The sequence below is a fragment of the Pannonibacter indicus genome, from assembly GCF_001418225.1.
GTDB lineage: Bacteria > Pseudomonadota > Alphaproteobacteria > Rhizobiales > Stappiaceae > Pannonibacter > Pannonibacter indicus.
In genome coordinates, this window is sequence record NZ_LIPT01000004.1 from 69,556 (window position 1) to 83,004 (window position 13,449).

Here is a 13,449-nt window from a genome sequence, read left to right on the forward strand (position 1 = left end):
GGAGGCCTTCCATGTCCTTGCTCTCCATTTCCGGCATGAGGGTGGAATACCCGCAGCCCCTAGGCACCTTTGTGGCCGTGCAGAATGTCAGCCTCAAGGTTGGGCGCGGCGAGATCGTCGGTATCGTTGGCGAGTCTGGGGCGGGCAAGTCCACCATCGGCAGCGCCGTGATGGGCCTGCTGGAAGCGCCTGGCCGGGTGACGGCTGGCGAAATCCGCTTTGACGGCGAGGCCATCGATCCGGCCAGCGAAAAGACCATGCGGCACCTGCGCGGCAAGCGCATCTCGATGATCTTTCAGGACCCGCTCACCAGTCTCAATCCTCTGATGACGGTGGGCGCCCAGCTGATCGAAACCATCCGCATTCACCAACCCATGAGCGAGGCAGAAGCGCGGGAGAAGGCCATCGGCCTGCTTGAGCAAGTTGGCATCGCCAGTCCGGCAGAGCGCATTGCGGCCTATCCGCATCAGTTTTCCGGCGGCATGCGCCAGCGTGTGGTGATTGCGCTGGCGCTGTGCTCTGACCCTGACCTGATCATTGCAGATGAACCGACGACGGCGCTGGACGTGTCCGTGCAGGCGCAGATCCTCGATCTCATCCGCAAGCTGGTGAAGGAGCGGGGCATCGGCGTCATTCTCGTCACCCACGACATGGGCGTCATCTCCGGCACGGCAGACCGGGTGGTGGTGATGTACCAGGGCGAGGTGGTGGAAAGCGGGCCGGTGCGGCAGATCATCGATGCGCCCGCCCATCCCTATACCCGTAGCCTTATCGGCGCGGTGCCGCGCGGTGACCGCAAGCTGGACCGCTTTCCGCGCCTGACCTATCCGCCGCAGGCGGAGGACGCACCGCTCAGCACAGACCGCAGCCTGGCACTGAAGTGGCTGACGGAAGGGCGGGAGGCCTGCGTGAAGGCGGCTGACGCCAAGCCCCTCATCGAGGTGCGCGATGTGCGGCTGCGCTTTCAGACGAAGGCGGCGCTGCTGCCGTCCAACCGCCGTTACTTCGAAGCCGTGCGCGGCGTCAGCCTTAATATCCGGCAGGGCGAGGTGCTGGGGCTTGTGGGGGAATCCGGTTGCGGCAAGTCCTCGCTCGCCCGCATGCTGGTGCAGATCTACCGGCCAACCTCCGGCACCATCAGTTTTGATGGCAAGACCGTGGGCGGGGCGGCGAGCCGGGCGGAAGACAGGGCCCTGCGCCAGCAGATGCAGATGATCTTCCAGGACCCGTATTCCTCGCTCAACCCGCGCATGAGCACAGGCCGGATCATTGCCGAGCCGCTGACCCACTACGGCCTTGCCACGTCATCTGCCGAGCGGCGCAGGATCGTGGCGGATCTGCTGGAGGCGGTGGGGCTTGGGGCGGCTGCGGCGGACAAGTATCCGCATGAGTTCTCCGGCGGCCAGCGCCAGCGCATCGCCATTGCCAGGGCTCTCGCCACGCGGCCCCGGTTCCTCATCTGCGACGAGCCGACCTCGGCGCTGGATGTGTCCATTCAGGCGCAGATCCTGAACCTTTTGAAGGATCTGCGTGACGCGCTGGATCTCACGGTGCTGTTCATCAGCCACGACCTGCCGGTGGTGCGCCAGATGTGCGACCGGGTGATCGTGATGAAGGAGGGGCTGATCGTCGAGGAAGCGGAGACCGAGCAGCTCTTTACCGCCCCCGCCAGCCCCTATGCCCGGCACCTGCTTGACCTGATGCCGAGCCTGTAACTCCAGACCGCGAAGGGCATCCGGGCCTTGGCATAAGTGCCCTCAGATCAGCCCGTGCTTGCGCAGACGGTATTGCTGCCGTGCCCGTGTCAGCCCAAGGCGGCGGGCGAGAGCGATCCGGATGAGTTCATTTCGCATCTGGCCGAACTCTACAAGAAGGGGCTGTTCCCCTTCGACAAGCTCATCACCTTCTATGAGTTCGACGAAATCAACGCCGCCATCCATGCCTCTGAAACCGGTGTGGCCATCAAGCCCGTGCTGCGGATGGCGTGAGGGAAATTAGTTTCGTTGGATGTGAGATGAAATCCTGGGGCCGTCTTCATGCGCGTGAAGGCGGCCTTCTGCATCTGGCTTGGGCGTCCGCTTCCGCCGTCCGGTTTATCTTTGCGGGCGCGTTGTGGCGCAGGCGCTGCTTTCTTGCGCTGGCTGCAAAAGAGTTTTCCGCAAGTGCGATTTATTCCGGAAGATCAAAATGCAAGCCTGACCCTGCAGCATGTTTCACCGGCAGGTGATCCAATCGCCAAGCAACAAGATCCACGCGGGAAAAAAGTAATTTTCTCCCGATGCTGGCCCCATGCCCAGAGGTTTATCATGAAATTCACCCGTTCTCTGCCGCGTCTGGCGGCCCTTGCATTCACATCGGCACTTGTGGCAGCAGCACCAGCGCAGGCTGATACCGTTTCTCTGAATCTGCAGAGCGCCTGGCCCCTGACCATGCCGGCCAGCAGAAACACCGCATGGGACTTGCCGTGCGCACCATCGGCATCGCCCGCGCCCGCATCAAGACCGGCATGGCGAACCTGGCCTGTAACTTCCAGCGCCTCGCCTGGCTCGAGGGGCGTACTGTGCACGCATGACGCCGAAAGTCGGCCTTCCGGCCGCCCATCACCCGAAAGTCAGCAGATCAGGAGGCTGAAACGGAGCCCCACCGCGCCCTCGCGCGCCATCGCGTCGAAATCATGCCGGTATCAGACGGTTCTTCGAGCTGTCCAACTGCGCCCGTCATCAGGCCAAGTGCCGTAGCGCCGGCAAGAGCAAGACTTGTGATCACGTTCATTTTCATCTAATTCCCCTCTGGTGTATTGTTGTGTATGCAACCGGCAATTGGCTGATTGCGACCGCCGCTGTTCGGAGGCTTTGTGCCCCTCGAAACCTTGGAAAGACTGGCCATGACTGCATCCGGCACCGCTCACGTCTCTCAGGCCGCAGAGGCCGCCCTCGACGAGGGCGAGCAGGCTGTGAAGCGGATGAAGCGGAACTGGCCGTTTTACTGGATTTCCCGTGTGAACGGGCGTTACGTGCAGGTGCTGGAGCGCCGCCTGAAGCCCATAGATCTCGACATGCCGCGCTGGCGCGTGCTGATGTCGCTGCACGAGGACGGCTACCTCAGTGTCTCCGAGATTGCCGACTACTGCGTGCTCAAGCTCAACACCGCCACGAAGATCGTGCAGCGCATGCTGGCCGATGGTCTGGTCACCACCCGTGTCCGTCCGACGGATGGCCGCGTCACCGAAGTGACCCTGACGCCGAGGGGCGACGAAATGCGCCGCCGCGCCCTGATGGAAGCGGACAAGATCCTCGCCGCGTCCTTCATCAATATCTCCAGCGAGGAGCTGGCAGCACTCAACGGCCTTCTGGAGAAGGTCTTCGACCGTCTGGGAGAGATCTGAGCGCGCTGCCGGTCCTGCCATCGCTTACCCCGCCGCGGCTTCAAGCTGGTGGAAGGCGCGGCTGAACCAGATTAGCCCTTCCGGTGTACCGGACCACAGCCGGGTTGCGGCCGCCTCACAGAAGAGCACGGAATGGGTGCCCTTCTGCTAACGGTCGATGATCCGGCAGTCGAAGGCGGCGGCTGCACCCTGAAGAACGGGGGCGCCCGTCTCCAGCGTGTCCCAGCCGGCCTGCGAGAAGCGGTCTTCGCCCGTCCATTTGGTAAAGGCGCGCGACAGATCCCGGTGCCCGGGCCGCAGCACATTCACGCAGAGCGTGCCGTTGGCCAGAAAGGCGTCATGGGCATAGGCGTTCTGGTTGATGCAGGCCAGCAGCATGGGCGGGCTGTCCGTCACCGAACAGACGGCCGAGACGATCATGCCATGGCGCCCGGCGGGGCCATCGGTTGTCACCAGATTGACGGCTGCCCCCAGGCGGCTCATGCCTTCACGGAAGGCTATGATTTCCGGGGGAATTGGGGGTTCGGTCATGGCCAGCATCGGCGTGATGCCGATGCCGCCGCCGAACAGCACCGTGCGGGTGGCGCTTTTCTCCAGCGGAAAGTGATTGCGCGGGCCCTCGATCCGGAAGCGCGTGCCGGGTGTTGCCAGCCGGTGGACCGCTTCCGAGCCGTCACGGCTCTTCGGGTCCTTCAGCACGCCGATTTCGTAAGCCGTATTCGTGGCAGGGTCCGAGCAGAGCGAGTACTGCCGCCACAGGTCGAGGCCGCCGTCCTGAAGGTGGATGTCGAGATGGGCGCCGGCGGTGAACGGGGGCAGGGGCTCCCCGTCCGGACTTGCCAGCCGCAGGCGGATGATGTTGTCCGGTTCCTCGATCCGCCCGGTGACGGTCAGCTCAAGCTCCTGCGCCAGCGCTTCGGCGGGGCCGGGGTCCACGCCGGTGATGTCTGCTGCAGCGCTTGCCCTTGTGGCCTTTGCAAGAGGTCTTGGTTTTGAAGGTGTTTTGCACGCGGCAGTGAGTAATCCTGTGTTGGAAACTCATCTTTTGTACCGAGTTACGTGAGTATTACCGCTCTAGCCTGAGGCGGACGGCGCAAGCCTTGCGCCAGCGCGCAGGCGTGTGCCGGTTCATCTGACGGCTCATGCGCCTGTTCATCTGCAACGAAAAGAGAGGAAGTCATGACTGAGACCACAAGGCTGGACGCACTGGTGCGGCGGATCGAGGTGCTGGGAGCGTAGGCCGCTATCCGGCCCATTCAGGCCCGTTACATGTTCCTGTGCGACACGCCCATACCGGAGTTTGGCGTGACCAGCGATGCGGAGCGCATCGGCCTGATCATGGCGCTCTACACGGAAGATGCGGTGTGGGAAGGCGTTGGCGAATATTACGGCAACCAGTTCGGCCGGGCCGTGGGGGCGGCGGCCATCCGCAAGCATTTCGTGGGCTTCTGGGGCGGCAAGACCGATCCGGCCCTGATCCTCAACTGCCACTATCTCACCTCCGAGCAGATCCACGTGCATGAGGGCGGGACAACGGCAGACGGGCAGTGGGTGCATATGCAGCCGTGGCTCTTCTCCGACGGCAAGGCGCTGCTGCGCTCCTCGCGCCTCAACAACACCTTCCGCAAGGAGCCGGACGGGGTGTGGAAGATCACCCGCACCCGCACGGAAAACGTCTTCGTTGCCCCGCTTCCGTCCACCTGGGCCTCGGACTATCCGTCAAAGTCCGTGCTGATGCGGCCCTGAGCGGGCTGCTCCTTCCGGAAACCGGCATAAGCACTGAAGCCCCGGTCACCGCCGGGGCTTCAGGTTTTGGTATGGATTCTGGCCTCAGCTTCACCCCGCCTGCATCAGATTGTTTCCCCGTTGGCGCGATAGTCCACCTGACAGTGCCTGAGCCTCAGGCGCTCCGGTGCATTACGAATGTGCAGGTTTGCCGGTGGTTCTGCATAAGCCATGAGCGCTTCGGCGCTTTCAAGCCTGCCAAATTGCGCCACACAGCAGGCTTGATCGATGCAGGTCACACAGATGCAGGTCAGCAGACTGGGTATTCCATGTTTCTGCCTGTGCCGCTTTTCAAAGGCCGCCCTGATCTGCGACCCTTCTGTATTGGATCTGGCTCCTCCTCAATCCTGCAGGCCTCTTCACGTGGCATCAGAGTTGCACTGGCAAATTAGGTGATAGATCCCGTAATATGGAAATGTTTCTTGCCCGGCGCGCAAAAATCAAAGCGTCCGCCGGGCATGCGGCAGAACAATTGCAAGATATGTAGTTATACGGTAATAATACCGTAAAAATCTTGCAGGAGGGGCAAGAATGGACCGGTTGGCAGAGCTTGGGGTATTCACCCAGATCGCCGATGCAGGCAGCCTGACGCGGGCGGCCGATGCGCTCGGCCTGTCTGTCTCCGGCGTCAGCCGGCATCTGGCCAGCCTGGAAAACCGGCTGGGCATGCGGCTGGTGCAGCGGACCACGCGGCAGCTGTTCCTGACCGGGGAGGGGGCGGTTCGCCGCCAGCGCCCGGGAAATCCTCTCCAGCCTCAATGAGGCGGAAACCAGCGTCAGTGCGGTTTCGGCCGAACCGCGCGGGACCATCCGTGCCGGTGCCTCGCTTGCCTTTGCCAAACTGCATCTGATGCCGGTGATCCGCGAATTCCGCGCGCGCTATCCGCTGGTCAACATCGAGCTGCAGGCCTCCAACCGCTATTATGACATGATCGAGAATGGTCTCGACCTTGCCATCCGCACCCGGCGGGGCGAGGCGGACAGCTCGATCACCATCCGCAAGCTGGCGGAGACCCAGCGCACGCTCGCCGCCTCGCCGGACTACATCGCCGCGCGGGGTGCGCCTGTCCATCCGCATGATCTGGCGGACCACGACCTGCTGCTCTACAGCCTTGCCGATGACTGGGAGAACCTGACCTTCACCCGCGGCAACGAAGCATGCGGCTTCCGGTCAGCGGCACCATGGTGTGCAATGACGGGCTGCTGCTGCGTCAGGCCGCAAGGGACGGGCTCGGCATTGTCGTGCAGCCGTCCTATGTGCTGCATGACGATCTTCAGTCGGGCCGCCTCGTCAAGGTTCTGGAAGGCTGGCATCTGCCGCGCCTCAGCATGAACCTTGCCTTTCCCTCCCGCGCCCGTATGCCCGCCCGCACCCGGCTCTTCATCGATGCGCTGGCCGAGTATTTCCGGCGCAACAACTTCGAGGCGCTGTGGTAGGCAGGCACCGGGCGGGGCTTATCCCTGTCCTGCCGTGCGGCTGCGCAGGCGTTCCATGTTCGCCACAAGGTCCGAGAACCGGTCACCCTGCACGGCGATATGGTCGCGCAGCAGGCGGCGGGCGCTGTCCTCATTGCCGTCAAGGATTGCCGCAACGATGCCGGCGTGTTCCTGCAGGGACACTTTCATACGGTTGCGCACCCTGAGCTGCAGGCGGCGGTAGGGCCTGAGGCGCCGGTGCAGGGCGATGCACTGCTCCTTGAGGAAGGCGCTCTGGCTGGCGGAGTAGATCGCGTGGTGGAACTGCTCGTTCTCATAATAATAGGCGTCGGTGTCATCGCGTGCGGCGGCGGCCTCGCAGGCGGCGTGCGCGGCTTCGAGCGTGGTTCTGTCCCCGGCCGTGTGGCGGCGGGCGGCCAGCGCTCCGGCCATGCCTTCGAGCTCCGCCATCACGTCAAACATTTCCAGCACATAGTGCGGGCCCGGATCCACGATCACCGCACCGCGCCTGGGGCGGATCTCGACGAGGCCGATGGCGCTCAGCTGCATCAGGGCTTCGCGGATCGGCGTGCGTGATACGCCGTAGCGCGCCGCAAGCTGCGTTTCGTCCAGCCGCTGGCCCGGCTCGAATTCGCCTGTGACGATGCCGTTCTCGATCTCGTCCCGAAGCTTCTGGAAAGTATTCTCTGACATCGCTCCGCCCTCGCGTACGCCGTGAAAATTCTTGTATACAAGATTATTGACATCGCGTGCAAGGCCAACGCATCATTTGCTCTCATCCGGCAGGGAGGCCGGATTTCTGGGAGGAAGAACGATGAAGAAACTCACTCGCATGTTGAAGGCAGGTGTGCTCCTTGCAGGCATGGCAGCGGCGGCAGGGTCTGCCAGCGCCCAGACCGTGCTCAAGGCCTCGCATCAGTTTCCCGGCGGCAAGGGCGATATCCGCGACGAGATGGTGCAGGTCATTGCGCGTGAAATCGAGGCGGCGAATGTGGGGCTGACCGTGCAGGTCTTCCCCGGCTCCTCGCTGTTCAAGCCGAATGAGCAGTGGAACGCGCTGACCCGCGGGCTGCTGGAGATGACATCCTTTCCGCTCGACTATGCCTCCGGCCGTCATCCGGAGTTTTCGGTCACGCTGATGCCGGGGCTTGTCGGCAATTTCGACCGCGCCAACCGGCTCAATCAGTCCGAATTCATGCAGGATATCAAGAAGATCATCGAGGACAATGGTGCCATCGTCATTGCCGATGCCTGGCTGTCGGGCGCCTTTGCCTCCAAGAAGGGCTGCATCACCTCGCCCGATACGATGAAGGGGCAGGTGATCCGCGCCGCAGGCCCGGCGTTTGAGGAAATGCTGGCCGCAGCCGGTGCCTCGATTGCCTCCATGCCGTCATCGGAAATCTACACCGGCATGCAGACGGGTGTTCTGGATGCGGCGAACACCTCGTCGGCCAGCTTCGTGTCCTACCGCCTGTTCGAACAGGCCAAGTGCCTGACGGCGCCGGGCGAGAATGCGCTGTGGTTCATGTATGAGCCGGTGCTCTTTTCCAAGCAGGTGTTCGAGCGCCTGACGCCGGAGCAGCAGGCAGCGGTTCTGGAGGCTGGCAAGAAGGCCGAAGCCTATTTCGACGCCGAGGTGCGCAAGGGCGATCAGCTGATGATCGACACCTACAAGAAGGCCGGGGTCGAGGTCGTTGAAATGTCGAAGGAGGATTATGACGCCTGGCTCGCGGTGGCTCAGGAGTCTGCCTACAAGAACTTTGCCGCCAAGGTGCCGAACGGCGGCGCCCTGATCGAAAAGGCCCTTGCGGTCGAGTGATTCCGGCCCTCGCACGGCCCGGACCTGCCGGACGGACAGGGCCGGGCCGCATGTGGACGGTCAAACTGAGAGGTTTGAAATGATCGGGGCCTATATCCGGGCAGTCGGGCATCTTTCGCGGGCTTTGGCCGTGATTGCCACACTGCTCATCATCGCGGCGATGCTAGTCGTCTGCCAGATGATCCTGATGCGCTATGTCTTTACATTTCCAACGATCTGGCAGACGGACTTTGTGGTTTTCTCCGCAACAGCGGCCATGTTCCTCGGCGCGCCCTATGTGCTGATGAAGGGGGGGCATGTAGGCGTTGACGTGGTGGAGATGATGGTGGGGCCACGCACCCGCCACGGCCTCAAGATCGTCGGCAGCCTGCTGGGGCTCACCTTCTGCGCCATCATGCTCTGGGCTGTGTGGATCCAGTTCCACGAAGCCTGGGCCGGCAACTGGAAACATGCCAGCATGTGGGCGCCGCCGCTGTGGATCCCCCTGTTGGCGCTGCCGCTCAGCTTTGCCATGCTGTGCCTGCAATATGTGGCGCAGATCCTGCAGCTCCTGACCGGCTCCGCCCCTGCGGATAAAGGCCGCACGGTGCTTGCTGGGGAGGGACACTTATGAGCCCAATGGCTTCCGGTCTTCTCCTCATCGGTGCGCTCTTTGTCCTTCTGGGCACGGGCATGCCGATTGCCTTCGCCCTCGGCCTTGCCGCCGTCGCCGCTCTGTTCCTTCAGATCGGTCCTGGCATTGTCTATGTGCTCGGCGAAACCATGTTCGCCGGTATCGCCAACCTGGCCTATGTGTCGATCCCCATGTTCGTGCTCATGGGCGCGGCGGTGGCCTCCTCGCCTGCGGGCTCCGATCTCTACACTTCGCTGGACCGCTGGCTCAACCGGGTGCCGGGCGGGCTGGTTCTGTCCAATATCGGTGCCTGCGCCATCTTTTCCGGCATGACCGGCTCATCGCCCGCCACCTGTGCGGCCATCGGCAAGATGGGCATTCCGGAAATGCAGAGCCGGGGTTACCCCAACTCCGTTGCGGCAGGTTCCATCGCGGCGGGCGGCACGCTCGGCATCCTGATCCCGCCTTCGGTGACGCTCATCGTCTATGGCATTGCCACGGAAACCTCGATTGGCCGCCTGTTCATGGCCGGAGTGCTTCCGGGCATCATGCTTACGGTCATGTTCATGATCTGGGCGCTGATCGACTGCCGACGCAAGGGCTATGACCTCAGCGGCCGGGGCATCACCTTCACGTTGAAGCAGAAGCTGGAGCAGCTGCCGCGCATCCTGCCGTTCCTGCTGATCATCGCCGGGACGCTCTATGTGCTGTACGGCGGTGTGGCAACGCCTTCCGAAGCAGCCGGGGCAGGGGCATTTCTGACGCTTGTGGTCGTGGTTCTCGCCTACCGGCTTTTCCGCTTCAAGCCCGTGTCACAGATCTTCGGCTCAGCCATGCGCGAGAGTGTGATGATCATGATGATCATGGCGGCGGCAGAACTTTTCGCCTTCGCCCTGTCGTCGCTGTTCATCACGCAGACGGTTGCAACGGCCATTGCCGGGATGGATCTGAACCCCTGGGTGCTGATGCTCGTCATCAACGTCTTCCTGCTCGTCTGCGGCATGTTCCTGCCGCCAGTGGCGGTGATCGTGATGACGGCGCCGATGCTGTTCCCCATCGTCACCCAGGCGGGCTTCGATCCCTACTGGTTCGCAATTGTGCTGACGATCAACATGGAAGTGGGGCTGATCACACCGCCCATCGGGCTCAATCTCTTCGTCATCAACGCCATTGCGCCAAAGATACCGGCGAAGGATATCCTCTGGGGGGCGCTGCCCTATGTGCTGGTGATGTTCCTTGCGATCTTCATCCTGTGCCTCTTCCCGGGGATCGCAACCTGGTTACCCAACCAAATGCTCGGAGCGGTCTGATGAACACCACATCCTTCTTCAGTGAAATGCTGCAGGCCATTACGGAAAGGGGGCGCCGCCTCCTGTCCATTTCGCCCCAGACCGGGGATGACGATCCGCTCGCCATCCTTGAACAGCGCTGCGACACTCTGCTGTCCAGTCAGGGCGAGGCCTCCGGCATGGCGCTGGCCAAGGATGTGCTGACCCGCTGGGACCAGCTGGACGAAGCCGGAAAACTCGGCTTCGCCCGGCTGCTGCTGGACCGCTTCGGCCCCAACACCGGACGGCTGGAAAAGGCCATCAAGGCCTATCAGGAAGACCCCTCGCCAGTGTCGCTGGCTGCTCTGCATACGGCCAGCGAGCCGCGCCGGCAGGAGCTGATCCGCCGGCTCAATCTGGCGCCCGATGCCATCGCCACGCTGGTGCGCATGCGTGAGGCGCTGTTGAAGATGAAGGCTTCCGACAGAGCGCTGGAGACGGTGGATCAGGATTTTGCCCATCTCTTTGCCTCCTGGTTCAACCGGGGTTTTCTCACCCTGCGCTCGATCAACTGGTCGACGCCCGCGAACATTCTGGAAAAGATCATCCGTTATGAAGCGGTTCATCACATCGGCGGCTGGGAGGAGCTGCGCCTGCGGCTGGCGCCCGAGGACCGGCGCTGCTTTGCCTTCTTCCATCCCCGGCTTGCCGATGATCCGCTGATCTTCGTGGAAGTGGCGCTGACGACCGCAACGCCTGACACGATTGCCGAGGTGCTGCGTGAGGAGCGCGAGCCCATTGCCGCCGGAGAGGCGACGGCGGCGGTGTTTTATTCCATCTCCAACTGTCAGGACGGCTTGCGTGGCATTTCCTTCGGCAACTTCCTCATCAAGCAGGTGGTGGAGGATCTGCGGCGGGAGCTGCCGAAACTGGAAACCTTCGTCACCCTGTCGCCAGTCCCAGGCTTTGCCGTATGGCTCGCGCGCGAGCGCCGGGCGGAGGTCTCCGATGTGCTGAGTGCGCAGGACCGGGAGGTGCTGCAGGGGCTTGATACGGAAGGCTGGCATCTGGATGAGGAGCTTTCCGGGCGCATCCGGCCCGTGCTGATGGGGGCTGCCGCCTGGTATTTCCTCAAGGCCCGCACGCCGCAGGGAAAGGTGGTTGATCCGGTCGCCCGGTTCCACCTGGGCAATGGCGCAAGGCTGGAACGGCTGAATTTCCTGGGAGACCTGTCGCCCCGTGCGCTCGAACAGTCGCACGGGCTGATGGTCAATTATCTCTACAAGCTCGACGACATCGAAACCAATCACGAGGCCTTCGCCGTGCGCGGCGAAGTGGCGGCCTCGTCTCAGGTCCGCAAGCAGCTGCCGCCGGACCGGCAGCCCCGCCAGCTCGTTCCCCTTGCTTCCAGCCCGTCCGAGGACGGCACAAAGACAAAATCCACCAAGGAGTTCTCCGCATGAGCAATCACCTTTTCGATGCAATCCGGGCCGCCGCAAATCCTGCTGCACCCTTCATCGAAACCCTCGATGGCCGGTCCTGGACCTATCAGGACATGGTGGACCAGTCGGGGAAGCTTGCGGGCGTGCTGATTGAGCTTGGTGTCGAGCCGGGCGACCGGGTGGCGGTGCAGGTGGAAAAGAGCGCCGAAGCGCTGATACTCTATCTTGCCTGCGTGCGGGCCGGGGCAGTCTATCTGCCGCTGAACACCGCCTATACGCTGGCCGAGCTCGACTATTTCATCTCCGATGCCGGGCCGCGCCTTGTCGTCTGCGCGCCGAAGGCAAGAGAAGGGCTTGAGCCGGTGGCGGCGAAATATGGCGCCCGTGTCGAGACACTGGATGAGGCGGGCGGCGGCAGCCTGATGGACAAGACTGCCGGCAAACCTGCGGATTTCGCCAATGTCCTGCGCGGTCCGGATGATCTGGCGGCCATTCTTTACACCTCCGGCACCACTGGCCGGTCGAAGGGGGCGATGCTCTCCCACGACAACCTTTTGTCCAACGCCGCGACTTTGCGCGAATACTGGCGCTTCACCAGCGCTGACCGGCTGATCCATGCGCTGCCAATCTTCCACACCCATGGCCTCTTCGTTGCCTCCAACGTGATCATGCTGTCGGGCGCTTCCATGTATTTCCTCAGCAAGTTCGACCCGGAGGAGGTACTGCGGTTGATGCAGTCGGCCAGCGTGCTGATGGGCGTGCCGACCTTCTATGTCCGCCTGTTGCAGAGTGAGGGGCTAACCAAGGAGGCAACGGCGCGCATGCGGCTGTTCATCTCCGGTTCGGCGCCGCTTCTGGCCGATACGCACCGCCAGTTCGAGGAAGCCACCGGCCATCGCATCCTTGAACGCTACGGCATGACCGAGACGAACATGAACACGTCGAACCCCTATGAGGGCGAGCGTGTGGCCGGAACGGTCGGCTTCCCGCTGCCGGGAGTGTCGCTGCGCGTCACAGATCCGGAGACGGGCGCGCCTGTGGCTGATGGCGAGACCGGCATGATCGAGGTGAAGGGGCCGAACGTGTTCCAGGGCTACTGGCGCATGCCGGAGAAGACAAAAGCCGAGTTCCGCGAGGATGGCTTCTTCATCACCGGTGACCTCGGCAAGATCGATGAACGCGGCTATGTCCACATCGTCGGGCGCGGCAAGGATCTCGTGATTTCCGGTGGCTACAATATCTATCCCAAGGAAGTCGAGACCGAGATCGACCAGCTCGCCGGTGTGGTGGAAAGCGCCGTCATCGGCGTGGCCCATCCGGATTTCGGTGAAGGCGTCACCGCCATCGTTGTGCGCCAGAAGGGGGCGACTCTGGGCGAAGCGGATGTGCTGGCGAGCCTCAAGGAGCGTCTTGCCCGCTACAAGCAACCCAAGCGGGTGATTTTTGTGGATGAACTGCCGCGCAACACCATGGGCAAGGTGCAGAAGAACGTGCTGCGCGACACCTATGCCGGGCTTTATCAGTCCTGACACAAAGACGTGAGATTGTCCCCGGCCTCAAGATGATTTGCCTGAGGCCGGGGCTGGCGTGGTATTGCTGCCCGGTATCAATGGATGGACGTAGATGGGCCGGACCAGTCATTTGCTTCTTGCTGCCGCCATGGCAGCGTGTCTCGCATTTCCTTTCGCAGCAGATCAGTC

The 13,449-nt window shown here is 62.8% G+C and carries 13 protein-coding genes and 2 pseudogenes; 13 read left to right on the forward strand and 2 right to left on the reverse strand.

From position 1 onward, the window contains the following. Positions 1-11 precede the first annotated feature (11 nt). The 4 genes and pseudogenes from ASC48_RS08625 (at position 12) to ASC48_RS08635 (ending at position 3,385) form a co-directional block, all read left to right on the forward strand. Positions 12-1,715 (forward strand): ABC transporter ATP-binding protein, encoded by a 1,704-nt coding sequence (locus ASC48_RS08625; RefSeq protein WP_055455364.1) that lies wholly within the window; start codon positions 12-14, stop codon positions 1,713-1,715. Between the two features lie 54 nt (positions 1,716-1,769). Further along, the gene (locus tag ASC48_RS08630; RefSeq protein WP_208975622.1) at positions 1,770-1,988 is read left to right on the forward strand and encodes a hypothetical protein; all 219 of its coding nucleotides are present in this window, start codon (positions 1,770-1,772) and stop codon (positions 1,986-1,988) included. Between the two features lie 446 nt (positions 1,989-2,434). Further along, positions 2,435-2,572: pseudogene (locus tag ASC48_RS19530) on the forward strand (IS5/IS1182 family transposase); the annotation flags it as partial. A gap of 312 nt (positions 2,573-2,884) precedes the next feature. Next, entirely contained in the window at positions 2,885-3,385 is a 501-nt protein-coding gene (locus ASC48_RS08635; protein ID WP_082440048.1) for a MarR family winged helix-turn-helix transcriptional regulator, read from the forward strand. A gap of 147 nt (positions 3,386-3,532) precedes the next feature. Here the strand turns inward: ASC48_RS08635 and ASC48_RS19930 are convergent, their stop codons facing one another. Beyond that, a complete protein-coding gene (locus ASC48_RS19930) occupies positions 3,533-4,321 on the reverse strand; it encodes a flavin reductase (protein ID WP_244270027.1) in 789 nt (262 codons plus the stop codon). A gap of 369 nt (positions 4,322-4,690) precedes the next feature. On the opposite strand from ASC48_RS19930, the gene ASC48_RS08650 reads away from it, so the two are divergent. From ASC48_RS08650 to ASC48_RS20095, 4 genes and pseudogenes are all read left to right on the forward strand, one after another. After that, positions 4,691-5,131 carry a YybH family protein gene (locus tag ASC48_RS08650; RefSeq protein ID WP_482809926.1) on the forward strand — a complete coding sequence of 147 codons (441 nt, stop codon included), beginning with the start codon at positions 4,691-4,693 and terminating at the stop codon, positions 5,129-5,131. 570 nt (positions 5,132-5,701) lie between these two features. Further along, entirely contained in the window at positions 5,702-5,932 is a 231-nt protein-coding gene (locus ASC48_RS19765; RefSeq protein ID WP_208975623.1) for a helix-turn-helix domain-containing protein, read from the forward strand. Positions 5,933-6,020: 88 nt separating this feature from the next. Next, positions 6,021-6,236 (forward strand): annotated as a pseudogene (locus tag ASC48_RS20090) (LysR substrate-binding domain-containing protein); the annotation flags it as partial. A 116-nt stretch (positions 6,237-6,352) separates the two neighbouring features. Beyond that, positions 6,353-6,607 (forward strand): LysR substrate-binding domain-containing protein, encoded by a 255-nt coding sequence (locus tag ASC48_RS20095; RefSeq protein ID WP_279626039.1) that lies wholly within the window; start codon positions 6,353-6,355, stop codon positions 6,605-6,607. Positions 6,608-6,625: 18 nt separating this feature from the next. Here ASC48_RS20095 and ASC48_RS08660 read toward each other — a convergent pair whose 3' ends face one another. Beyond that, positions 6,626-7,300 (reverse strand): GntR family transcriptional regulator, encoded by a 675-nt coding sequence (locus ASC48_RS08660; RefSeq protein ID WP_055455365.1) that lies wholly within the window; start codon positions 7,298-7,300, stop codon positions 6,626-6,628. Positions 7,301-7,439: 139 nt separating this feature from the next. On the opposite strand from ASC48_RS08660, the gene ASC48_RS08665 reads away from it, so the two are divergent. The 5 genes from ASC48_RS08665 to ASC48_RS08685 all read left to right on the forward strand — a co-directional run bounded on the left by ASC48_RS08665 (position 7,440) and on the right by ASC48_RS08685 (position 13,278). Continuing rightward, positions 7,440-8,426, forward strand: a complete 987-nt coding sequence (locus ASC48_RS08665) for a TRAP transporter substrate-binding protein (RefSeq protein WP_141658916.1) — start codon at positions 7,440-7,442, stop codon at positions 8,424-8,426. Positions 8,427-8,505: 79 nt separating this feature from the next. Beyond that, positions 8,506-9,039, forward strand: coding sequence for a TRAP transporter small permease subunit (locus tag ASC48_RS08670; RefSeq protein WP_055455367.1), 534 nt, complete (start codon positions 8,506-8,508; stop codon positions 9,037-9,039). Further along, a complete protein-coding gene (locus ASC48_RS08675; RefSeq protein WP_055455368.1) occupies positions 9,036-10,349 on the forward strand; it encodes a TRAP transporter large permease in 1,314 nt (437 codons plus the stop codon). The genes ASC48_RS08670 and ASC48_RS08675 overlap by 4 nt, the downstream gene beginning before the upstream one ends. After that, positions 10,349-11,770, forward strand: coding sequence for a malonyl-CoA decarboxylase (locus ASC48_RS08680; RefSeq protein WP_055455369.1), 1,422 nt, complete (start codon positions 10,349-10,351; stop codon positions 11,768-11,770). The genes ASC48_RS08675 and ASC48_RS08680 overlap by 1 nt, the downstream gene beginning before the upstream one ends. After that, positions 11,767-13,278 carry a malonate--CoA ligase gene (locus ASC48_RS08685; RefSeq protein WP_055455370.1) on the forward strand — a complete coding sequence of 504 codons (1,512 nt, stop codon included), beginning with the start codon at positions 11,767-11,769 and terminating at the stop codon, positions 13,276-13,278. Before ASC48_RS08680 ends, ASC48_RS08685 begins: the two co-directional genes overlap by 4 nt. Positions 13,279-13,449 lie beyond the last annotated feature (171 nt).

Coding starts and splice junctions, on each gene's coding strand:
- ASC48_RS08625 (WP_055455364.1), top strand. CDS start 12: ATGTCCTTGCTCTCCATTTCCGGCATGAGGGTGGAATACCCGCAGCCC.
- ASC48_RS08635 (WP_082440048.1), top strand. CDS start 2,885: ATGACTGCATCCGGCACCGCTCACGTCTCTCAGGCCGCAGAGGCCGCC.
- ASC48_RS19765 (WP_208975623.1), top strand. CDS start 5,702: ATGGACCGGTTGGCAGAGCTTGGGGTATTCACCCAGATCGCCGATGCA.
- ASC48_RS20095 (WP_279626039.1), top strand. CDS start 6,353: ATGGTGTGCAATGACGGGCTGCTGCTGCGTCAGGCCGCAAGGGACGGG.
- ASC48_RS08660 (WP_055455365.1), bottom strand. CDS start 7,300: ATGTCAGAGAATACTTTCCAGAAGCTTCGGGACGAGATCGAGAACGGC.
- ASC48_RS08665 (WP_141658916.1), top strand. CDS start 7,440: ATGTTGAAGGCAGGTGTGCTCCTTGCAGGCATGGCAGCGGCGGCAGGG.
- ASC48_RS08670 (WP_055455367.1), top strand. CDS start 8,506: ATGATCGGGGCCTATATCCGGGCAGTCGGGCATCTTTCGCGGGCTTTG.
- ASC48_RS08675 (WP_055455368.1), top strand. CDS start 9,036: ATGAGCCCAATGGCTTCCGGTCTTCTCCTCATCGGTGCGCTCTTTGTC.
- ASC48_RS08680 (WP_055455369.1), top strand. CDS start 10,349: ATGAACACCACATCCTTCTTCAGTGAAATGCTGCAGGCCATTACGGAA.
- ASC48_RS08685 (WP_055455370.1), top strand. CDS start 11,767: ATGAGCAATCACCTTTTCGATGCAATCCGGGCCGCCGCAAATCCTGCT.